At 50.9% G+C, this 21250-nt stretch carries 18 protein-coding genes and 1 riboswitch; of the genes, 2 read left to right on the top strand and 16 right to left on the bottom strand.

Annotated features, from left to right (window positions below):
• Positions 1-181: 181 nt before the first annotated feature.
• A complete protein-coding gene (locus RHOM_RS08720; protein WP_014079932.1) occupies positions 182-1213 on the top strand; it encodes a 3-deoxy-7-phosphoheptulonate synthase in 1032 nt (343 codons plus the stop codon).
• A 276-nt stretch (positions 1214-1489) separates the two neighbouring features.
• On the opposite strand, the gene xerD is transcribed toward RHOM_RS08720, so the two are convergent.
• From xerD to recA, 6 genes are all read right to left on the bottom strand, one after another.
• On the bottom strand, positions 1490-2374 hold the full coding sequence (xerD, locus tag RHOM_RS08725) for a site-specific tyrosine recombinase XerD (RefSeq protein WP_014079933.1): 885 nt from the start codon (positions 2372-2374) through the stop codon (positions 1490-1492).
• Positions 2375-2603: 229 nt separating this feature from the next.
• Positions 2604-3155: a hypothetical protein gene (locus RHOM_RS08730; RefSeq protein ID WP_143761692.1), complete on the bottom strand. Its 552-nt coding sequence runs from the start codon at positions 3153-3155 to the stop codon at positions 2604-2606.
• A 49-nt stretch (positions 3156-3204) separates the two neighbouring features.
• Positions 3205-3750 carry an NUDIX hydrolase gene (locus RHOM_RS08735; RefSeq protein ID WP_014079935.1) on the bottom strand — a complete coding sequence of 182 codons (546 nt, stop codon included), beginning with the start codon at positions 3748-3750 and terminating at the stop codon, positions 3205-3207.
• A gap of 341 nt (positions 3751-4091) precedes the next feature.
• Positions 4092-5636: a ribonuclease Y gene (gene rny, locus RHOM_RS08740; protein ID WP_014079936.1), complete on the bottom strand. Its 1545-nt coding sequence runs from the start codon at positions 5634-5636 to the stop codon at positions 4092-4094.
• A 195-nt stretch (positions 5637-5831) separates the two neighbouring features.
• Complete coding sequence (locus RHOM_RS08745) at positions 5832-6479, bottom strand: regulatory protein RecX (protein WP_014079937.1); 648 nt, start codon at positions 6477-6479, stop codon at positions 5832-5834.
• A 24-nt stretch (positions 6480-6503) separates the two neighbouring features.
• A complete protein-coding gene (gene recA / locus RHOM_RS08750; RefSeq protein WP_014079938.1) occupies positions 6504-7619 on the bottom strand; it encodes a recombinase RecA in 1116 nt (371 codons plus the stop codon).
• Between the two features lie 383 nt (positions 7620-8002).
• On the opposite strand from recA, the gene RHOM_RS16945 reads away from it, so the two are divergent.
• Positions 8003-8485, top strand: coding sequence for a DUF3783 domain-containing protein (locus RHOM_RS16945; protein WP_081467975.1), 483 nt, complete (start codon positions 8003-8005; stop codon positions 8483-8485).
• A 644-nt stretch (positions 8486-9129) separates the two neighbouring features.
• On the opposite strand, the gene trxA is transcribed toward RHOM_RS16945, so the two are convergent.
• The 10 genes from trxA to RHOM_RS08805 all read right to left on the bottom strand — a co-directional run bounded on the left by trxA (position 9130) and on the right by RHOM_RS08805 (position 21249).
• Complete coding sequence (gene trxA, locus RHOM_RS08760; RefSeq protein ID WP_044024942.1) at positions 9130-9456, bottom strand: thioredoxin; 327 nt, start codon at positions 9454-9456, stop codon at positions 9130-9132.
• A gap of 66 nt (positions 9457-9522) precedes the next feature.
• Complete coding sequence (locus RHOM_RS08765; protein WP_014079941.1) at positions 9523-11112, bottom strand: peptide chain release factor 3; 1590 nt, start codon at positions 11110-11112, stop codon at positions 9523-9525.
• Positions 11113-11239: 127 nt separating this feature from the next.
• The gene (locus RHOM_RS08770) at positions 11240-12403 is read right to left on the bottom strand and encodes a phosphopentomutase (protein ID WP_014079942.1); all 1164 of its coding nucleotides are present in this window, start codon (positions 12401-12403) and stop codon (positions 11240-11242) included.
• Between the two features lies 1 nt (position 12404).
• The gene (locus RHOM_RS08775; protein ID WP_014079943.1) at positions 12405-12668 is read right to left on the bottom strand and encodes a cysteine-rich small domain-containing protein; all 264 of its coding nucleotides are present in this window, start codon (positions 12666-12668) and stop codon (positions 12405-12407) included.
• Complete coding sequence (gene cobI / locus RHOM_RS16525; RefSeq protein ID WP_143761694.1) at positions 12668-14143, bottom strand: precorrin-2 C(20)-methyltransferase; 1476 nt, start codon at positions 14141-14143, stop codon at positions 12668-12670. The genes RHOM_RS08775 and cobI overlap by 1 nt, the downstream gene beginning before the upstream one ends.
• 114 nt (positions 14144-14257) lie before the next feature.
• Positions 14258-15397: an ABC transporter ATP-binding protein gene (locus RHOM_RS08785; RefSeq protein ID WP_014079945.1), complete on the bottom strand. Its 1140-nt coding sequence runs from the start codon at positions 15395-15397 to the stop codon at positions 14258-14260.
• Positions 15398-15411: 14 nt separating this feature from the next.
• Positions 15412-16422 carry a FecCD family ABC transporter permease gene (locus tag RHOM_RS08790; protein WP_014079946.1) on the bottom strand — a complete coding sequence of 337 codons (1011 nt, stop codon included), beginning with the start codon at positions 16420-16422 and terminating at the stop codon, positions 15412-15414.
• Positions 16423-16424: 2 nt separating this feature from the next.
• Positions 16425-17867: an ABC transporter substrate-binding protein gene (locus tag RHOM_RS08795; protein WP_014079947.1), complete on the bottom strand. Its 1443-nt coding sequence runs from the start codon at positions 17865-17867 to the stop codon at positions 16425-16427.
• A gap of 3 nt (positions 17868-17870) precedes the next feature.
• Positions 17871-19502, bottom strand: coding sequence for a sirohydrochlorin cobaltochelatase (locus RHOM_RS08800; RefSeq protein ID WP_014079948.1), 1632 nt, complete (start codon positions 19500-19502; stop codon positions 17871-17873).
• A 131-nt stretch (positions 19503-19633) separates the two neighbouring features.
• A riboswitch (cobalamin riboswitch) is annotated at positions 19634-19862 on the bottom strand.
• 25 nt (positions 19863-19887) lie between these two features.
• On the bottom strand, positions 19888-21249 hold the full coding sequence (locus tag RHOM_RS08805) for a cobyrinate a,c-diamide synthase (protein WP_014079949.1): 1362 nt from the start codon (positions 21247-21249) through the stop codon (positions 19888-19890).
• Position 21250 lies beyond the last annotated feature (1 nt).

Genomic DNA, 21250 nt, shown 5'->3' on the forward strand with positions numbered 1-21250 from the left:
CTCCCTTTCCATACCTGCATTTTTTCATCCGGACCACTTCCATGTACGGCTTTTTTTACAGTTTACTCCATTCTGAATAAATATGCAAATATTTGACATCTATTGTAATATCAGCTAAGATAATTACGATTCAAACAGAAAGGAGTGTGCGGTGTCTTTTTCCTTATCCACACAATGTCATATGAGTTTTACATTTTTAAACGAACTGCCGTCACCGGCCGAAATCAAACAGAACTATCCGCTTTCCGACAAGCTGAAAGCGTTAAAAAAAGAGCGTGATGCTGCGATCAGCGCCGTCATTACCGGAGCAGATTCCCGTTTTCTCGTCATCATCGGACCTTGCTCCGCGGACAACGAAGATTCCGTCTGTGATTATGTCAGCCGCCTCACTTCCATTCAGGAGGATGTTGCGGACAAGCTGATTCTGATTCCGCGTGTCTACACCAACAAACCACGCACCACAGGCGAAGGTTATAAGGGTATTGCCTCACAGCCGGATCCGGAAAAAGCGCCGGACATGATTGAGGGACTGATCGCCATGCGCAAAATGCACATTCGCGCGATCGAGGAAAGCGGTCTTACCTGCGCCGACGAGATGCTCTACCCGGAGAACTGGGGCTATGTGGAAGACCTGTTGTCCTATGTCGCCATCGGCGCGCGTTCCGTCGAGGATCAGCAGCACCGTCTCACCGTGAGCGGTTTTGATGTGGCTTCCGGCATGAAGAACCCGACCAGCGGCGACTTTTCCGTCATGCTCAATTCCGTCTACGCCGCACAGCACCCACACCACTTCGTATACCGCGGCTATGAAGTCGAGACAACCGGCAACCCGCTCACACACGTTGTGCTTCGCGGCGCGGTCAGCAAGCACGGCAACACCACACAGAATTACCACTACGAAGATCTGATCCGCCTCTGCGAGATGTACCAGGAAATGGATCTCGTCAATCCGGCTGCTGTGGTCGATGTCAACCACTCCAATTCCGGCAAGAAATTCAAGGAGCAGATCCGCATCGTAAAGGAAGTCATGCACAACAGACAGGTTTCCTCCGATATCGAACACATGGTAAAAGGTGTTATGATCGAGAGCTATATCGAGGAAGGCAACCAGAAAATCGGCGATCACATCTATGGCAAATCCATCACCGACCCGTGCCTTGGCTGGGAGGATTCCAGAGATCTGATCTATACCATTGCAGATATGTGCCGCTAACGCACGTTCTGAAAAAGAATCTCGCTTGCGGGATTCTCCGCGCGCGAGCGGTTCGCAAAGCGATATGTTCCTTACCGCGAGCTGCGCATCCTCGCGGAGCGTTTTTTATTTCATAGGAAGGTTCTACTTTCACACATGAATGTATCACGGTATTTCCTATGAAACAAAAGAGGTGCAACCACACAAACCATGTGGCTGCACCTCTTTTTATGTTCTTTTCTATCTTCTTTTTTATATTCTTTTTCTATTATATATTCTCTTTTATATCCCGTCTTCTTATCCGCGCGGATGCGCCTTCAGATAAACCTCCCGCATCTGCAGATCTTTCGCCTGCGCATATATCTGCGTTGTGGAAATATCCGAATGTCCCAGCATCTCCTGCACCGATTTTAAGTCCGCCCCGTTGCCGACCATATGCGCCGCAAAGGAATGTCTCAACATATGCGGCGTAATCTCCGCTTCTATTCCCGCCTTTTTGCCGTAGCCCTTCATCAGCTTCCAGAATCCCTGGCGGCTCATCGGCTGCCCGGAACAGTTCGTAAACAGGCGGTCTTCCTTCTCATCTGATATAAGCTTCGGCCTGCCCTCTGCAAGATAAGCTTCCAGCGCCTTGCGCGCAATCATTCCAAACGGAATGATCCGTTCCTTATGTCCATCCGAGCAGGTCAGATACTCCATCCGCAGATTCACATCCGACACCCTCAGTGAAATCAGCTCGGACACACGGATGCCTGTCGCATACAATAACTCCAGCATGGCTTTATCCCGCAGTTCCTTCGGCGATGTACCTCCCGGCTGTTCCAAAAGGCGCGTCACCTCTTCCGTCGTCAATACTGTCGGCATTTTCTTCTCAATCCGCGGCGCCTTTAAACGCTCGGACGGATCTACTGCCAGTCTCCGCTCCTTCTCCATATAATGATAGAACGCCTTCATGGACGCAATGCTTCGCGAGATCGTCGCAGGCTTTCTTCCTTCCTTTTCCAGATAGATGACGTAGGATGTCAGACTTGTAGCCGTCACCTCATTCACATCGCAGATTCCCTGTGCCAGAAGATACTGATTCATTTTCTTCAAATCACGCGCATAAGAAACCTCCGTGTTCTCTGAGGTATTCTTCTCCTGATGTAAATATTGAATGAAATTCTGTATGTCCTGCGTCATAACGTTTACCTGCCCCGCCACTCATTTGTTCACTGCATTGCTCCGCTGTATGCGGCTTTCTTCTCTGTCGAAAAATGTACCGCAAACGCGGTACATCATTCATTATAATCAGAACCAAACCGAAAAGCAATCGCATTTTTCCCTTATAATTCGGGCATTTAGAGCGAAACTACAACATCTCGTTTCCCTTATTTTCTCCGTACCATATATTGTAATCATTTTAAAAATTTTAGCAAAAAATTTTTAAAACCCAGGCGAATACTGCCGGATTGACAAAGCTCTCCACAAACGTTCCCAATAACACACAGCCTGTCACAAGCCCCGCTTCCGCCAGCTGCCGCGTCCGATCCTGCCAGCTGTTCCATCCCACGATTCTGCTCTGTCTTTTCTTACTGTTCGCATAGAAAAGCAGCGCCGCCGTATAAAAAATCCACTGCGGCAGCAATCCGGCAAGAATGATCAGGCAGCCATATCCTCCGTATTCCATAATTCCGACAACAAGCAAGAATCCGAATCCTGCTGAGAGCATGCTCTTTGCCAGCACGGAAAACACCTTTCCGTCAACCGCTCTTCCAAGCAAAAAGATGAGAACCAGCATCTGCATGCGCACCATAACCACATGACCAAACAGCTGATTCCCATCCACTTTTTGATAAGCATACTGTTGCAGAAATGTCTGATTCAGCAGTTGTCCATGTATCTGCCGATTTGCGCCAAGCAGATTGGTCAGAACAATTCCGCCCAGAAATGCCAGCATCACAATACATCCTTCCCGCTTCAAACATTGCACTCCGCTCATATCTTTTCTGTATTATATTTATGCGGATCTCCTAGTCCTGATTCAGCAGATTCTTATATGCTAAAATTCCGGCAACCGTTTTGGCATCCTGGATGGTTCCCGCATAGATCATATCGCACAATTCATCCACCCCGTAGGCGGCAACATCAATAAATTCCCCCTCATCGAGATGCTGATGTCCGGGCTTTAAATTTTTTGCCAGATAGACATCAATAAACTCGTCACAGAATGCGACTGTCGTCTTAAGAGATAAGATTCTGGTCAGATCGTCGCTGCAATAGCCGGTCTCCTCCTCCAGTTCCCTTGCTGCACATACCCTGGTATCCTCCGTCACGCTGTCGCGCGAACCTGCCGGAATCTCCAGAGTCATGCGGTCGATCGCATTCCGGTACTGCTTTACCATCAGGATCTTTCCATCCCCGCGCACCGGCACAACGGCCGCCGCTCCCTTGCGGTGTGAGATAAAGTCCCATGTCTCCTGCTTTCCATCCGGAAGTTCCATGGTATCCTCATACATATCCAGAATTGCACCATGTTTTATTAGTTCTCTCTTGACTCTCTTTACCTGCTGATCCATATTACCCATCCTTTCTATTCTGCATCTGATATAACATCCCCGCCTTCGCCGCAATGCGGCCTCCGCGAAGCATTTTGCCCTACAGGAAACATCTTCCACGCTTTAACATCACACGGTATTTCCTATGAAAAAGAATCTCGCTTGCGAGATTCTCCGCGCGCGAGCGGTTTGCAAAGCGATATTTTCCTTACCGCGAGCTGCGCATCCTCGCGGAGCGTTTTTTATTTCATAGGAAGGTTCTGCATTCACACATGAAGGCGGCACGGTATTTCCTATGAAATGAAAAAAGCTGCCGCTTCACGATTTCTCGGTTATGCGACAACTTTTCTCTGCTCTCTTTGTTATTTCGCGTAGTCGGTTACTCTCGATTCACGAATTACATTTACTTTAATCTGTCCTGGGTATTCCATTTCCGCTTCAATCTTCTTGGAAATATCACGTGCCATCAATACCATATCTGCATCGCTGACCTGTTCTGGAACAACCATAACTCGAATCTCCCTGCCTGCCTGAATAGCAAATGACTTCTCTACGCCCTTAAATCCGTTTGAAATATCCTCTAACTGTTTTAATCTGTTTGAGTAGGTCTCTAATGTCTCTCTTCTCGCTCCAGGTCTTGCCGCACTGATCGTATCAGCCGCCTGTACAATACATGCAATCAGAGACTCCGGCTCCACGTCACCATGATGTGCTTCCACAGCATTGATGATAATCGGTGATTCCTTGTACTTTCTACACAAATCCACACCAATCTGAATATGGGAACCTTCCATATCATGATCTACTGATTTTCCGATATCATGCAGTAAACCTGCACGTTTTGCAGTTCTGACATCCACACCGATCTCAGCAGCCAGCAATCCGGATAACTGGGCTACTTCGATGGAATGCTTCAATGCATTCTGTCCATAACTCGTCCGGAACTTCATTCTGCCGAGCAATCGGACAAGTTCCGGATGAATTCCGTGAACTCCAACCTCTAAGGTTGCAGCCTCACCTTCTTCACGGATCATTGTCTCGACTTCCTTCTGTGCCTTTTCGACCATCTCCTCAATTCTGGCCGGATGAATACGTCCGTCCACAATCAGCTTCTCCAAAGCAATGCGGGCAACTTCCCTTCTGATCGGATCAAATCCAGATAAGATTACTGCCTCCGGTGTATCATCGATAATCAGATCCACACCGGTGAGTGTCTCGAGCGTGCGGATATTACGTCCCTCACGTCCGATAATTCTACCCTTCATCTCGTCATTCGGAAGCTGGACAACCGAAATGGTTGTCTCAGCGACGTGGTCAGCCGCACATTTCTGAATCGCTGTTACCACATATTCCTTTGCCTTCTTGTCCGCCTCTTCCTTGGCTCTGTGTTCCATTTCTTTGATCAATTTTGCAGTATCAAGTTTTACATCTTCTTCAACGGTTTTTAAGAGATATTCCTTTGCCTGTTCGGAGGTTAATCCGGAGATTCTTTCCAGTTCCTGTAACCGCTCTTCATTGAGCTTTGCGACCTGCGCTTTCTGTTTGTTGATCTCTTCTTCCTTTGCAGCAAAACCCGCTTCGCGTCTCTCGATTGACTCAAGCTTCTTGTCCAGATTCTCTTCCTTCTGTACAACACGACGCTCGCTGCGCTGAATCTCTGCCCGGCGTTCTTTTACTTCCTTATCCAGATCGTTCTTCACACGAATGGATTCTTCCTTCGCCTCAAGCATTGCCTCGCGCTTCTTGGTCTCCGCTGTCTTCACCGCCTCATCAATAATCTCTCTTGCCTTCTCTTCTGCGTTTCCAATCTTGGCTTCCGTCACCTTCTTATGGTAAGCAGATGTAACAAAATAGACCACGATGGCAGTCACTGCGATAGCAACAACAACAGCAATCACTGTCTCCACAGGAGCACCTCCTTTATTAAGTTTTCATTGTACATATAACACATATAACATAAAAATATAATCGTTATCTGTCATAAATTACAACACATAAATTTTATTCTATTTCATGAATTATGTCAAGTGAATAACTGTACAATATGCATAATATTGCATTTCATTTTTACAAAAATACAAGATATTGTACTGAAATTTATTTTAAAATTCGTCGAAAAAATGCTCTTCGCGCATCACTGCAAGAATATCACTGCTCTTAAAACCGCGCCTCATGAGGAACTGATACATCCGCTGCTGTTCCCTGCGGTCTGCCTGCGCCGCATCGTAGTGCCGCTTCTCTAAAAGCTCCGCAATCTGTGCCCGCTCATCCGACACAAACTCCTCCGCGAGTGCCTGCTCAATCTGCTCCCGCCCTACCCCCTTTTTCATGAGGTCCATCTTTAAGCGCTGGCTGCTCTTCTTCTGCTGGTGATAGCGGATATACTGCTTCGCATAACGCAGGTCATCGATATAGTGATACTGCTTTACATACTCCACCGCCGCCGCAACACACTCCTCGGGATAACCGTTCTGGCGGAGCTTTTCACAGAGCTGCGACTCCGTGCGGTCCATGCGCTCCAGCAGAAACAGTGCACGCTTTTTGGCTCTCTTTCCGACAATCTCCGTCAGAATCTTCTCATATAGTGATACCGGCAGATACGCATCCTCCGTCATCAAAAGCATGCTCTCCGCCTGCGGCAGTCCCCGGATCTCGCTCCGGTAGAGTGTAAATTCGGTTCCGTTGTCAAACCGGAAAAACACCCGTCCCTTCTCACGTCTGGCTACTTCCTTTACCTGGACTTCCTGCATGATCTGTCTGTTGCACTCCTATCCTTATTCTGCCGGCAGTTCTTCCGGAGTACGTCCTGTTGTCTTTCCCGCACTCTTCTCATCCGGCTGTTCTGCAGCCTCATCTTCCTCAGGGCTGTACTTTGCACGTACCTTCGCTTCCACTTCCTCACAGATCAGCGGATTCTCCTTCAGGTAGTTCTTGGCATTCTCACGTCCCTGGCCGATCTTCTCGCCGTTGTAGGCATACCATGCACCGGATTTGTTGATGATGCCGGCATCCGCCGCCAGATCGAGAATATCTCCTTCCTTGGAAATACCCTGTCCGAACATAATATCGAACTCCGCCTCCTTGAAAGGCGGTGCCACCTTGTTCTTCACAATCTTCACACGCGTATGGTTGCCGACAACCTCACCGCCCTGCTTTAACGCCTCCACTCTCCGCACATCCAGACGCACCGAAGAATAGAACTTCAGTGCACGACCGCCGGTCGTCGTCTCCGGATTACCGAACATAACGCCGATCTTCTCACGCAGCTGGTTGATAAAAATGACGATACAGTTCGACTTGCTGACAATCGATGTCAGCTTACGGAGCGCCTGGCTCATCAGGCGCGCCTGCAGTCCCACATGGGAATCTCCCATATCGCCGTCGATCTCCGCCTTCGGTACCAGCGCAGCCACAGAGTCCACAATCACAATATCGACTGCTCCGGAACGCACCATCGTCTCTGCGATCTCAAGCGCCTGCTCCCCGCAGTCCGGCTGTGATATGTAGAGGTTGTCGATGTCGACACCGATATTCTTCGCATAGACCGGATCAAGCGCATGCTCCGCATCAATAAATCCGGCGATGCCGCCTCTCTTCTGTACCTCTGCCACCGCATGCAGTGCAACCGTCGTCTTACCACTGGATTCCGGTCCGTAGATCTCTATGATACGTCCCTTCGGCAGACCACCGATTCCAAGCGCCAGATCAAGACTCAATGATCCGGTCGGAACCGCCTCCACATTCATGTGTGCAGAATTATCGCCCAGCTTCATGACCGATCCCTTGCCGTACTGCTTCTCAATATGTGAAATCGCCGCGTCAAGCGCTTTTAACTTCTCTTCCTTTGTCGTAGGTCTCTCATCCCTTGTCAGTTTATCGTCCTTAGCCATTCTCTTTCCTCCATGCGAACCGTCCGCGCACGAATTGCGAACTTATGTTCGTTTTTCTGTTCTAATAGTAGTATACTTCCGGGAAAATGTCAACCACAAACCCGAAAAATAAGTAACACCTCAATGAATTCCGTGGCGGATACCGCCTGATGACCGCTCCAGCAGCCCTGATTGCACAGCAGGACTTCCCTGCCTGCATGATTTGATAAAAAGACGCCCCTCCAAAAAACGGGTATGCCTTATACTACCATATCCGCCCCATATCCGCAATCACAAATTACCGGAAAACCGGACATTTTCTCACATTGCTTTTCGTTGTATTCCTGCAAATCTGTGTTATAATGACCTCTGACAAAACTACGATCTGATTTCTGGAGGTATCTATGGAAAAACTGTTGTTCTTCGGACTTACCGACGCTGAATTTCAAAAGATAAAACCGGTTGCATCCCGGCTGAAACTGCACTGCGAGCAGATTCCCGTTTCGATGTACCACAATACGCTCGGCGCAATCGCATCCGGCCGGGCGGTTCCTGCCGGCATCCCCGCCGCTCCCGGCACACCTGTCCCCGCCAGCCTCACGGCTGCTTTAGGCGCAGATGCCCCTGCCGGTGCCTCCGCCGTTTCCGCTGCCTGCGGCATACCCGAAGCCGGCAGCACTCCGGCAGCCGTCTCCCGCGACCGTCTGCTCGTCATGTGCCAGCTGCCCGAGCGCCGGATGGACAAGCTGCTGTTTGAACTGCGCCGCATCGACGCCCCCATCGACTACAAGGCTGTACTCACGCCCACAAACGCCGGATGGACGATTCCACGTCTTCTCATGGAAATGCACTCAGAAAAAGCCGCTTACACCGTAAAAAACCGTTAAAGGGACTGTCGCAATAAGCATAGCTCGCTTTGCATCGATAAGTAATATTATAAGAAACGCACTTGGGGATTTCATGTGGAAATGCAAATGGAATATTCGTTTGAGAAAAATGTGAGCATTTCTTCCGGCTGAATGTTTGCATCGGATTCCGTGTCTCTTCCACGTTTGGACAATCCGACGGGGGCATGTCCGACACACCGGAGACAATGGGCGGACTTTCTGGTGTCCCTAATGGCACCTCTTCACAGACGATATAAAACCGCGCGAACCGAAACTCGTTGCCATCTGCTATTGAAAATAGGGCAGATGGCAACTCAGACATCGGTTTCGCGCGGTTATGTTTTATTCGACATAAAGGTGGCATTTATGCCACCTGTTGTCTGGTGCCAATAAGGGACACACACAAAAGTCCTACAAATTGTCTTCCGGGATGCGGACATGACCCGCGGAGTGCTCCAAACTTGGAAAGACACGGATCATCGAAGATGCAAACATTCGGCTGGTTAGAAATTCCACATTTTTTGAACCGAATTTCCATCTGCATTTTCATCTGAAATCCCACGGTGTGATCTTCTGATAATATTACTTATCGCCCAAAAGCTCTATGCTTATTGCGGCAATTCCCTTCTCTAACGCTTTGTTATCTATTCTGCTTCGCAGCATGCAAGCAGATCTAAGATTTCCTCTCTCGTCTGCAGTCCGATCGCTTTTTTCTTAAAAATGCCGTACTGCATCACAACGAGCATCGGAATGCTCATCACCTGATACTTTAACGCAAGCGCCGCCTGCTCGTCCACATTGACGCTTCCGAACTTCACCTTTCCGGCAAGCTCCTCGGACAGCGCCTCAAATACCGGCGACTGCATTTTACACGGTCCGCACCACTCTGCCCAGAAATCCAGAATGACCGGCACCTTTGCCGCCAGCACCTCGTCCTCAAAATTTTCATTTGTAATTGTAACAACTGCCATATTCTGCTTCCTTTCTGTGCATTCCGCCGGCACTGTTTTCTGCCGGCAGCTGCTCTGACACACGCTCTATTCCCTGCCGAACTCCGAGAGTACCAGACCTTCGTTCCGGTCTAATACCATGCCGACACTCCATGCATTGACAAACAGTAACAGCGGTCTGCCCTTCAGATCCTGAATCTTCTTCATATCCGAGGTTCCGACCAGCTTATCCATATCGATGTCCTCATTCTCAATCCACCGGATATGCTCATACGGAAGCGTATCCATGCGGATTTCCACATTGTACTCATTCTCGAGGCGGTATTTCAACACATCGAACTGCAGTACACCGACCACGCCGACGATGACCTCCTCCATTCCCATATTGTACTCCTGGAAAATCTGGATCGCACCTTCCTGCGCAATCTGCTGCATGCCCTTCATGAACTGCTTGCGCTTCATCGTATCCACCTGCCGCACTCTCGCAAAATGCTCCGGTGCGAACGTCGGGATTCCCTCGAACTTAAACGGCTTCGCCGTGGTGAGTGTATCTCCGATGGAAAAAATACCCGGATCAAACACACCGATGATGTCTCCCGCATACGCCTCGTCCACGATATGACGCTCCTGCGCCATCATCTGCTGCGGCTGCGAAAGCTTGATCTTTTTATTGCCGCCCTGCACGTGTGTCACTTCCATGCCGGCGGTAAACTTGCCCGAGCAGATGCGCATAAACGCAATTCGGTCACGGTGTGCCTTGTTCATGTTTGCCTGAATCTTGAATACAAACGCAGAGAAATTCTCACCAAACGGATCAACTTCTCCGATATCCGCCTTGCGCGGCAGCGGCGAGTAAGTCATCTTTAAGAAATGCTGCAAAAAGGTCTCCACACCGAAATTCGTCAATGCCGAACCAAAAAATACCGGGGAAAGTTCTCCCTTCGTCACGAGTTCCTGATCAAACTCCGCGCTCGCTCCGTCCAGAAGCTCGATCTCCTCCATCAGCTTATCATACGCATCCTGTCCAATCTCTGCAATCAGCGCCGGATCGTCCACGGAAATATGCTTCTCCGTACCTTCCTTGGTTCCCTTTAATGTATCGGAAAACATCATAATCTCTCTTGTGTTGCGGTCATAGACCCCCTTAAAATTCTTACCGGAACCGATCGGCCAGTTGATCGGGCAGGTCGCAATGCCAAGCTCCTTCTCGATCTCATCAAGAAGATCAAACGTGTCGTTCGCATCGCGGTCCATCTTGTTGATGAATGTAAAAATCGGAATATGGCGCATCACACAGACCTTGAACAGCTTTCTGGTCTGCGCCTCGACACCCTTGGAACCGTCGATTACCATGACGGCAGAATCCGCCGCCATCAAGGTACGGTAAGTATCCTCCGAGAAGTCCTGATGTCCCGGTGTATCAAGGATGTTGATGCAGTAACCTCCGTAATTGAACTGCAGTACCGATGACGTGACGGAAATACCTCTCTCCTTCTCAATCTCCATCCAGTCGGACACTGCATGACGCGCCGTCGCTTTTCCCTTGACGGAACCCGCCAGATTGATTGCTCCTCCATAGAGCAGGAACTTCTCCGTCAGCGTCGTCTTACCGGCATCCGGGTGGGAAATAATTGCAAACGTACGTCTCTTTTCAATCTCTTTTCTTAAATCAGCCAAACTATCTATCCTCCAAAAAACAAATCACTTCAAAAATGCCAACGCAGCAAAGCCGAAACTTTGCATACGTTGGCACTATAACATAATTTCATGAAAAATGCAAAAACTTCTCTTCCAAAGATCTGTACTATTTCTTGAATACTGGAATTGCCTCGCCCGCGCACTCCGGGGTCAGATCAAAGTAGGACAGAATCGTCGCTGCAATGTCGGAAAAGCTCTTTCTTGTTCCGAAATTCTCCCCTGCCCGCACCGGTGCTCCGTACATCACAAGCGGCGTGTACTCTCTGGAATGATCCGTGGACGGTGTACTCGGATCGCAGCCGTGATCTGCCGTGATCATCAGCACGTCCTCCTCGCCCATCGCTGCTAAAAGTTCCGGCAGGCGCTCATCGAAGTACGTCAGTGCTTTTGCGTAGCCCTCGACATCATTGCGGTGTCCGTAGAGCATGTCGTAATCCACCAGATTCGTAAAGCACAGTCCGTTAAAATCCTTCTTCATATAATCAAGCGTCTTGTTGATGCCGTCCTCATTTCCGGTCGTGCGGACATACTCCGTGATGCCCTTCTCCGCGAAAATATCGATGATCTTACCGACAGAAAGCACGTCAAAACCGGCTCCCGAGAGCTGGTCTAACATCGTCACTTTCGGCGGCTGTAAGGAAAAATCATGTCTGCGGGTCGTGCGGGTAAAGTTCCCCGGCGTTCCGGTGAACGGTCTCGCGATCACACGGCCGACGCCGTGCTCTCCGCGCAGCATATCTCGCGCGATCTGGCAGTATTCATACAGCTTCTCCACCGGAACAATATCCTCATGTGCAGCCACCTGAAACACAGAATCCGCTGATGTATACACGATCAGATCGCCGGTCTTAAGATGCTCCTCCCCATAGTCGCGGATAACATCCGTACCGGAATACGGCTTGTTGCAGAGCACGCCCCTTCCTGTCTTTTTGGAAAATTCCTCAATAATCTCCTGCGGGAAACCGTTCGGGTAGGTCGGCAGCGGCTTTGGTGAGATGACGCCTGCAATCTCCCAGTGGCCGATCGTCGTATCTTTTCCCTTTGACACTTCCGTCATGCGGGCAACCGCTCCGGCAGGAGCTGCCTCCTTTTCCCCGATCTCCACGCCGTCGATATTAAAAAAGCCAAGCTTTCTCATGTTCGGCATGGAAAAATAAGGGCTCATGGAAGCGGCTTTGATGGTGTTGCTTCCCGCATCCCCGTAATCTGCAGCATCCGGCATCTCGCCAATCCCCACGCTGTCCAATACAATCAAAAATACTCTCTTCATCCTATCTATCTCCCTTCCTCAAAAACTGCATGATCACATCATAGTTCTCCGCCTGATGTGGAAACGTGCACTTCATGCAGGACTTGATCTGTACTTCGCTTCCATCCTCCCGTCTGCTCTTAATATACTCTGGCTTTCCCGGACAATGACGTCTCTCATAGAGCGGACAATAGCAGAACAGGCAGTTCATCTCCTCAATGCCCTCATGGCACGGATAATACTGACATTCCCGGTTGGAAAAAAAGCGATATGAATTCTCTGTCATTATACCACCTCTCCCTCATCTTTGACAATAAGCGTCGTAAGATAGCTTCCGTTCTCCTCGAGCGCCTCCGCTCCCAGGCGGATCCGCTCATCCGCCATCCCACAGTTCTCCACGCAGTAGACGGACAGTTTCTTCTCCTTCTGCTGTTCTTCCAACAGCGCTTTCAGCCGCGCGAGGCTTTTTCCGGATTTCATGTACACCCGGGTGCCGGAAAGCGCCATCGTCTCCTCCACCTCGTACGATCCCGGAATCACATGGATCTCATCCCGGTTATCCCCGAGCGATATTCCAAGACTCGCCGCAGCCGCGCAAAAGGACGGCACGCCGCTTATCATTTTAACATTCCCGCCCCACGCCGCGACCCTGCGGTGGATATAACCGTATGTGGAATAGACGGACGGATCTCCGATCGTTAAAAATGCCACAATCTTTCCTTCGGTAAGATAAGAAACAATCCGCGCAAAAATCTCCTCGTGTGCCCTGCGCAGCTTTTCTTTCTCCTTTGTCATCGGAAACGGCAGGCAGACAAGTTCCTTTTTCTCAATCCCGGGGTATGCCTGCCTTGCGATCTGATACGCATGGCATCCCACAGGATCCTCCGCCGGAAGCACGATAAGATCACTCTTCTCCATACAGCGGAGCGCCTTTACGGTCACCAGCTCCGGATCGCCGGGACCCACGCCGATCCCGTAGAGGGTTCCCATGCAGTGCCGCAGATGTCTGAAATAGCACTCTCTCACCGGCTCATACTCTCCAATCCCCTTTAACAGGCAAACCGGTTCATATCCCGCCTCGCGGAGTGCGGCAGCAAAGGAATCCTCCTCTCCTGCCATATCATGATTGGCATGATCTCCCGCAACCAGCATAAACGGCGCCACAAGCACACGTCCGCTCTTATGCCTTGAGGCCCTCATCCTCCCGATCACATCGTCAATCGTAACGCTTCCCTCCACGGTCGCCACATAGACGTCGTTCTCTGTCACCTGTGCAAGCACACATTCCAGACGCTCGTAGCTCTCATCCGCCGCATGCTCACTTCCATGACCCATAAAAATCACCGGCGAAGATCCCGCCTCCGCCGCCACCGATTCCCAGAGAGCCTCCGCCGTTCTCTGATAATCCTCCGGTGTCTTAAGCAGCGCATCCGCAATCCGAACATCCTCAAACCACGGTGCACAATCTGTTACCTCCTGCTTCATCCGGTGGTTCTCAATCCCGTCAATGATGTGGGTCGGAAATACGATCACACGCCGCACCCCGGCATCGCGCATCCGGCAAAGCGCCTGCCTCACATCATCTTTCGCGATGCCGTCCCGCTCTCTTAACACCTTCCTCACAGTGCTGCTGGAATACGCCTCCTCCACCAGATCATGCGGATACTGCTCTCTGACAAGCGCCACCATCTGATCGATATTCTTTTCTCTTGTCTCCTGATAAGTCGTTCCAAAGCTCACGACCAATATGCCACGCTCCATCGCGCACCTCTCTTTCTCTGCCGCCGGTGCACATGCCCTCCCCGATGCATTCACCGTTCCGGCACACCTGCTGTCTCCAAATTCACACGCCGTCTCCTGCAGTCAACCGCCATTTCAAGTTCCTTCCAAATGATGCAGCACCTCTGCAGGAATCAGCTTTCCGAGTGTTTTTGCATACTCGCGCAGCGCGCGGTTCGCTTCGTTGTAAGGTCCAAAGGTTTCCGCACAACAGACACACGTCTCGCACGTCTCAATCCACGATCTCGCCTCCGCGATCTCCTCCTCTGTGACCGGGAAAAACGGCTTCACAGAAACCACCCGGCTTGCCGCGGCACACGAATCCTGATATTCCACATCATTTTCCATCAGAATTCCCGCCGCAAACGGCACATTTTTCCGCTGTAAGGCATGATAGACCGGTATGCCGCTGCCAGCCCCACCGATCACAAAGATCTTTGGTCGGCTTTTATTTCCACGCAGATACACGGCGCCTGTCCGCGGATCAAAACACTCTGCATCCACCCCGTATAATTTTTGAATATAATCGCCCGAAAATACTTCCTCAGGCGTCCCGGTTTTTCCGATGTGGTCTCCCTCCACACAGGCGATCACATCCGATACCTTTAACGCCAGATCCAGTTCGTGGAGCGACATGACAACCGCCATATTTCTTTCTGCCGCGAGTCTTCGGATACTGGATAAAATGTCGATCTTGTAGCGCATGTCCAGGTAGGAAGTCGGTTCGTCCAGAATCAGAATCCGCGGCTCCTGGCAGATGGCGCGCGCTAACATCACCCGCTGTCTCTGTCCGTCGCTGATCTGTGAAAAATTCCGGTCCGCGGTGTCCCTGGCATGCACCAGCTGCATGGCATCATCCACAAGCTTCCAGTCTTCTGCGGAGAGAATCCCGAGCCTTCCGGTATACGGATACCTGCCGGTCGCAACCACCTCGCGGCAGGTCATAAACTCCGGATGAAGCCGTTCCGTCATCACCATCGCAAGCGTCCGCGCGACTTCCTCTTCCCGCATCCGGCTCATGGCTGTCCCCTCCAGAAAGATCGTTCCTCCAAGCTCTGCAAGCTGTCTGGTCACGGTTTTTAATATCGTGGATTTGCCTGCACCGTTCGGTCCGATCAGCGTCAGGACGTTTCCGGGACTTACATGCAGCGAAATATGGTTAAGCAGAGCTTTTCTGCCGTACCCTGCCGCCACATCCTCAAGCCTGATTCCAGACTCTTTTTTCCTCTGTTCCATCACACGTTCCTCCGTTACCTGTCCTCATTCCTGCGCAGCATCATCACAATCACTACCGGCACCAGAAATACGGCTGTCACCGAACTGATCGAAAGCTCCGTCGGAGCAAACACCGTCCTCGCAAAGCCGTCGCAAAACAGCGTGATAATTGCCCCGCCCAGAAAACAGCCCGGTATCAGCAAAAGCGGTTTCGCCGTCTTCATCGCCGTCTTCACCAGATGCGGAACCGCAATTCCCACAAAGGAGATCGGTCCGGCAAAGGCCGTCACGCAGGCAGACAGCAGACTCGACAGCAGAATCAGCAATACGCGAAGCAGACGGATCTTAACGCCCATGTTTCTCGCATACGCCTCGCCCATCTGATACGCACCGATCGGTTTTGCCAGAAAAAAGGTCACTCCCATCGTGACTGCCACCACCGCTGTCATCATCCGCACATTCGACCAGGTCATTCCGGAGAGACTGCCCATCGACCAGTTGTGAAGGTTCACAATGTTGGAGTCATCCGCAAACGTCACGCAGAAATCCGTGATTGCCGAACAGATATAGCCGATCATAATGCCGCATACCACAAGCATGGACATTTTTTTTACCCGGCAGGAAATTAAGAGCACGAACCCCATCGCAAGCATCGATCCGGCAAACGCCGCCACAATCATGCCGAGCGAACTGATCGCCCTGCCCATTTCCAAAAGGGCAATCATCGTCAGCGCAACCACAAGCTTCGCCCCGGATGAGATGCCAAGCACATAAGGTCCCGCAATCGGATTCTGAAAAAATGACTGCAGCAGAAATCCCGCAACAGAGAGCGCTCCCCCCAGAATAACTGCCGCACAGATCCGGGGCAGGCGGATCTCCCAGACAATCTGCCGCGCCGTCTCATCCGCCGTGCCTCCAAAGCGGTGCAGCAGAATGTCCGCAATCTCACTTCCCGTCATCTTGACACTTCCGGAACCGATATTAAAGAAAAACAACCCGCCAAGCAGCAGGATCATCGCGCCAAAGGCTATCACATATCGTTTCATTCTTACCTCACGTGTTTTAAAAACCGATAATTATCATCTGTCTCATCCACAAGCACCTTGTGCAGATCCTCAATGAAATCACAGGTTCCCGTGGATTCCTGAAAGAAATTGCTTCCGGTACAATATACATTTCCCTCTTTTACCGCCTTAAAATCAGAAAACAGCGTGCTTTTTGCCAGAAGTTCATCGACACTGTAAAGCTCCCCCTCGATCGTACTGTTGTAGATGAGGATGTCGGCGTCCTTCGCTGCCGCATAAAAATCCTCCATCTGCATGTTCATCGTGGACAGGGCATTCTCCTCCGCCGAAAGACGGTCGTTTAGGACGTAGGTGCCGCCGGCGAGTCCGATCATCTGCGCAATATAGTCATTCGGCTTGCGGACATTGACCGCTCCGTTCGCCGTGATATAAAAAAAGGCCACCGTGCGGCCTGTATCTTCCTTTTCCATGATTGGTTCTATTTTTTTTAGCTGTTCTTCATAAAATGCATCGGCTTCCTGTTCTTTTCCATACAAAAGACCATATAACCGGATCCACTCCAGTCTTCCGAGCGGATGTTCTTCATAGCTGGAACGTTCCACCATGACCGGTATGCCAAGGCTCTCCAGCTTTTCTTTTACCTCCGGATTATGTCCGATCATTGTGTTCTCCAGTGCAAAGTTGCACCCTTCCTTTAAAATCAGTTCATAGTCCGGTTCATTGTATTTTCCAGCATACAGCATACGGCCGTCTTCCATCGCAGCCGCAGCTTTCTCTATATACCAGTCCGACTCCTTTACTCCTGTAAGCCGGATGTCAGAAAGCGCTCCGATCTCACGGATCATATCCATCACCGATGAGGATACCAGATACGTGTGATCCAGCGGCTGTTTTAACACAACCACATCCTCCGGCACATGTTCCGGTACCGGAACATTCTCCGGCACCAGCAAAAAACGGCTGTCATCAGCCATTGTAATCAGATCATACTCCCCGTATTGTTCCACACGATACTGCGTGGCATAAGAGAGATCCCACTGCCCCGTCTTCGTCAGTTCCGAAAAGTCCGTCTCTTTTAACGCAAATGACAGTGTGTACTCAATCTCATGCGGCACGCTCATCGCCGTCGTATCCGCAATCACCGAGATCTCACATGGCAGCTTTTCAATCGGAATCGTAAACGTCGAGTTCTCTCCTGCCTCTGCCTCGTTGTAGCAGGTCTCATCCTCTACCATCATGTAATCATAATACGGGCTGCTCCACACGATGGTGGCATATATTTTGCCGTCCTTCACCGTAATCGCCGCCGGTGAGTCCACCGTCGCCCTGCCGCTGCCGCCGGTGAGCGTAACGTCCGCCTGATAGGTTCCGTCCGCCAGTTTTTCGCTCTGCGGCGTGTGGCACGCTGTGAGGAAACAGATCACAGACAGCAGGCATACGATCAGTTCTGTTACTTTCTTCTTCATCTCTTACTCCGCAACCGGGTCGGATACACTCACCTTGTGATCGTACCACACACCCTTGGTTCCAATAATTGCCAGATCAAATTCCTGATCCAGTGCTTCCACCGGAATATCGAATCCGTACACTTCCTCGGATGTTCCGTCACTGTAGGTTACGGTATCCTTCGTCGGCTCAAGCAGCTTGGCTCCGCTCTTCTGCGCGTCCTCGGCGGTTCCCGGATACAGATTTACGATACTCTGTGACACAAGACTTACGTGAATGGTCATCTTGCCATCCTTGACGGTAAGTGTGCCGCGTCCGGCACATGCCTCATTGACATGGAACATACTGCTGTCAGTGTCGAAGACGGCACTGTACGTGCCGTCCTCCAGATCTCCTGCTGTGGTTGCTGCTGCTACAGTATCTACGCTGCCGAGCGAATCGATCGCATCCTGTGTATGGGATACATACAGCTGCTCGATCGTATCGATTCTTCCCAGACCTGCAATCTGGCATGTGACGCTCTCAAACGCTCCGTCTGCCTCAAACATGCTCTTCCAGGAATCATCATCATCCCCGGCCATATCATTGTTGGCATGATCTCCTGCCACTACCATGAGCGGTCTTAATACCACTTTCGTGTAGCCGGCTTCTTTGACTGCCTCGATCACTGCCTCGCATGCAGTCTCTTCCGGTTCTCCTTCCACAGTGCCGATGAAGACATTCGCGTAGTTTAAGTCCTTCATCACACTTGCCATCTGGCTGTAGCTTACCTTCGCAGTATGAGCGGTTCCATGTCCCATGAATACGAATGCGGTACCATCCTCTGCTGCCGCATCCAGGGAGTCATAACCTGCCTCTGCAACTGCCTCTGCCGTGATCGCCTTTGCAACGGCTTCCTTATCGTCATTGATCACGGTTGCATCTGTGCCAACCTCACCGAGGAGCGGTTCTGCAACTGCAACGGATGTAAACTGATCGCGGTACTTCTCCACCGCTTCCATCAGCTCGTCATACTCTGCGCCATGCATCAGATGTGTCGGCTGAATCACAAGATTCTTCACCCCATTTGCCACCGCGCGGTCTAACGCCTGGTCTACATTGTCGATCTTCTCATCGTCTCTCGCCTGTACATGATTGATGATAATCTGTGCGGTAAACGCTCTTCTTACCGACCAGTCCGGATAAGCCTCCGCGATTGCTTTTTCCACGCCTCCGATATCCTCAGTACGGCTGTCATTGAAAGATGTTCCGAAACTTACGACAAGGATCTCATTCTCACCGATCTCATCCTCATTTAACGGATCGTCCTTGGAAGCGTCTCCGGTATCTCTTCCGAAATAATCCGGATCTGCGTTCTCACCTTCGACAAGTTCCTTCTGTGCGTCAGTCAATGCATCCCATGCCGCCCTTGCCTCTGCACACTGCGCATCGGTCTCATCCGTGCGCTCCTGCACGTAGATTGCATCGATCAGCGCAGCAACATGATCTGCCGCATCCTGATCGGATACTGTCTCTGTCCCGGTCTCCGCAACAGCCTCTGTCTGTGCTGTCTGCACGTTCTCCTCTGTGGTTGTCTCTGTCTTACTGCCGCATCCACCGATCATGCCAGCTGCAAGTGTCAGGCTTAGTAAGAGTGCCAGTGTCTTTTTTTTCATAATTCCTCCTGCTGATGATTGTATATTTTCCATAAAACAACAGAAAGAAACTCCGCTCTATGAAACATAGAAACGGAGCAGCTGATCAACACACAAAAGTACGACCAATTACTCGTGATCCGGAATCTCTTCCTGTACTATCATAACTGGCAGGTTTCCTGGCTGATAGATCCTCATGCAGCTACTTACCTTCCCGGCGCATGCGCGCCAGTGGCGTAAAGCTTTCGTATCTGCACTCCCTAATCACAGTGACGAGATCGTACAGGATTCCCACCTGTTTCCCTTTTAACCGGTACAAAGGCTCATCTGTACATCTTCTGCACATACCTTTGCACCGGCACCAGTTACTTTTTTATGAAATTAAAAACATATTACCATTGCATGTTTATTTTTTCAAGTAGATTCTGTCCGCCGCCTTTTTCAGGAAACGGTACGCGTATTCCGGATTGGAGTAATAATATAGATGCGGGAATCCCATCCATTGCGACGGACTCTCATGAACGCACTCCCACGATCTTCCGTTTACCGGCTTTTTGGCCACCGCACCCACGCCGTTGTCCGTGCTGTCATAATAGTGAAACTCATGCCCCGCAATCTGTGCGCCCGCCGGGAGGAAGTTCTCCTCCTTTTCCGTAAGCATCACATAGCCGAAGCGCACCAGTTTCCCGGTATTTATAGCCGACGCCGGAATCACTCCCGCCATCGGATAGCACACTCCCTCATCGTCACAGAGCGTCTCATGCAGATAGAGGAATCCGCCACACTCCGCGATCGTCGGCAGACCGTCCGCCACCGCGTCGTGCACCGCTTTTCGCATTGGGATGTTTTTCGACAGCGCTTTTGCATGCAGTTCCGGGTAGCCGCCGCCTAAGATCAGTCCTGCAATCCCCTCCGGCAGGCTCTCATCCTGTAACGGAGAGAACGGCACCAGCTCGGCTCCCGCCTCCCGCAGTAGCTGCAGATTGTCCTCATAGTAAAAACCAAACGCCGCGTCTCTTGCAATTCCGATTCTTACATCCGCAATCTTTTTTTTCGGCACCGGATCTGTCTCCAGCGCTTCTGCGGATGCGGCAATCGCAAGAAGCTTCCCGCAGTCAAGCGTTTTTCCGAGCGTATCCGCCACCGTCTGAATCTGCTTTTTCACATCCGCAATCTCTTCGGGCATCACAAGTCCTAAATGTCTGCTGTCCCAGTGCAGTTCCTTTAACTTCGGCAGACACCCCAGCACTGGCAGCGACAGCTCGCGCTCTATTTCGGGACGGATTGTCTCACAGAATGTCACCGATGTCTGATTTAAGATCACGCCCCGGATCAGATGATGCCGGTCATAGTCCAGAAAGCCCCTTATGACCGGCAGAATGGAACGCCCCATTCCATGTGCGTTCACCACCAGAATCACAGGTGTCTTCGTCACCTCTGCCAGATGGTAGGACGATCCCTCCTTGCGGATTCCACCGAGGCCGTCGTAAAGTCCCATCACGCCCTCCATCACCGCAAGGTCTGCGCCCTCTGCCGCGCGCGCAAAAAGGCTTTTCGTCAGTCTCTCCCCAGTGAAAAAAGTGTCCAGATTCCGGGAAGGGACGCCGAGCACCGTCCGATGGAACATCGGATCGATATAGTCCGGCCCGCACTTGATGGCACTGACGCTTTTTCCTTCCTGTGAAAAAAGCATCATCAGCGCACAGGAAAGAAGCGTCTTGCCGCTCCCGCTTCCCGCCGCCGCAATCATGATTCTGGGAATGTTCATC

This window comes from Roseburia hominis A2-183 (genome assembly GCF_000225345.1).
In the GTDB taxonomy this organism is placed as follows: Bacteria; Bacillota; Clostridia; order Lachnospirales; family Lachnospiraceae; genus Roseburia; species Roseburia hominis.

What these genes read in the sequence shown, in the direction of transcription:
- RHOM_RS08770 (WP_014079942.1), bottom strand. Translation starts at nt 12,403, where the DNA reads ATGAAGAGAGTATTTTTGATTGTATTGGACAGCGTGGGGATTGGCGAG.
- RHOM_RS08805 (WP_014079949.1), bottom strand. Translation starts at nt 21,249, where the DNA reads ATGAACATTCCCAGAATCATGATTGCGGCGGCGGGAAGCGGGAGCGGC.
- RHOM_RS16945 (WP_081467975.1), top strand. Translation starts at nt 8,003, where the DNA reads ATGGAAAAACTGTTGTTCTTCGGACTTACCGACGCTGAATTTCAAAAG.
- RHOM_RS08795 (WP_014079947.1), bottom strand. Translation starts at nt 17,867, where the DNA reads ATGAAGAAGAAAGTAACAGAACTGATCGTATGCCTGCTGTCTGTGATC.
- RHOM_RS08775 (WP_014079943.1), bottom strand. Translation starts at nt 12,668, where the DNA reads ATGACAGAGAATTCATATCGCTTTTTTTCCAACCGGGAATGTCAGTAT.
- RHOM_RS08745 (WP_014079937.1), bottom strand. Translation starts at nt 6,479, where the DNA reads ATGCAGGAAGTCCAGGTAAAGGAAGTAGCCAGACGTGAGAAGGGACGG.
- recA (WP_014079938.1), bottom strand. Translation starts at nt 7,619, where the DNA reads ATGGCTAAGGACGATAAACTGACAAGGGATGAGAGACCTACGACAAAG.
- trxA (WP_044024942.1), bottom strand. Translation starts at nt 9,456, where the DNA reads ATGGCAGTTGTTACAATTACAAATGAAAATTTTGAGGACGAGGTGCTG.
- RHOM_RS08800 (WP_014079948.1), bottom strand. Translation starts at nt 19,502, where the DNA reads ATGAAAAAAAAGACACTGGCACTCTTACTAAGCCTGACACTTGCAGCT.
- cobI (WP_143761694.1), bottom strand. Translation starts at nt 14,143, where the DNA reads ATGGAGCGTGGCATATTGGTCGTGAGCTTTGGAACGACTTATCAGGAG.
- RHOM_RS08785 (WP_014079945.1), bottom strand. Translation starts at nt 15,397, where the DNA reads ATGGAACAGAGGAAAAAAGAGTCTGGAATCAGGCTTGAGGATGTGGCG.
- RHOM_RS08735 (WP_014079935.1), bottom strand. Translation starts at nt 3,750, where the DNA reads ATGGATCAGCAGGTAAAGAGAGTCAAGAGAGAACTAATAAAACATGGT.
- RHOM_RS08790 (WP_014079946.1), bottom strand. Translation starts at nt 16,422, where the DNA reads ATGAAACGATATGTGATAGCCTTTGGCGCGATGATCCTGCTGCTTGGC.
- RHOM_RS08720 (WP_014079932.1), top strand. Translation starts at nt 182, where the DNA reads ATGAGTTTTACATTTTTAAACGAACTGCCGTCACCGGCCGAAATCAAA.
- xerD (WP_014079933.1), bottom strand. Translation starts at nt 2,374, where the DNA reads ATGACGCAGGACATACAGAATTTCATTCAATATTTACATCAGGAGAAG.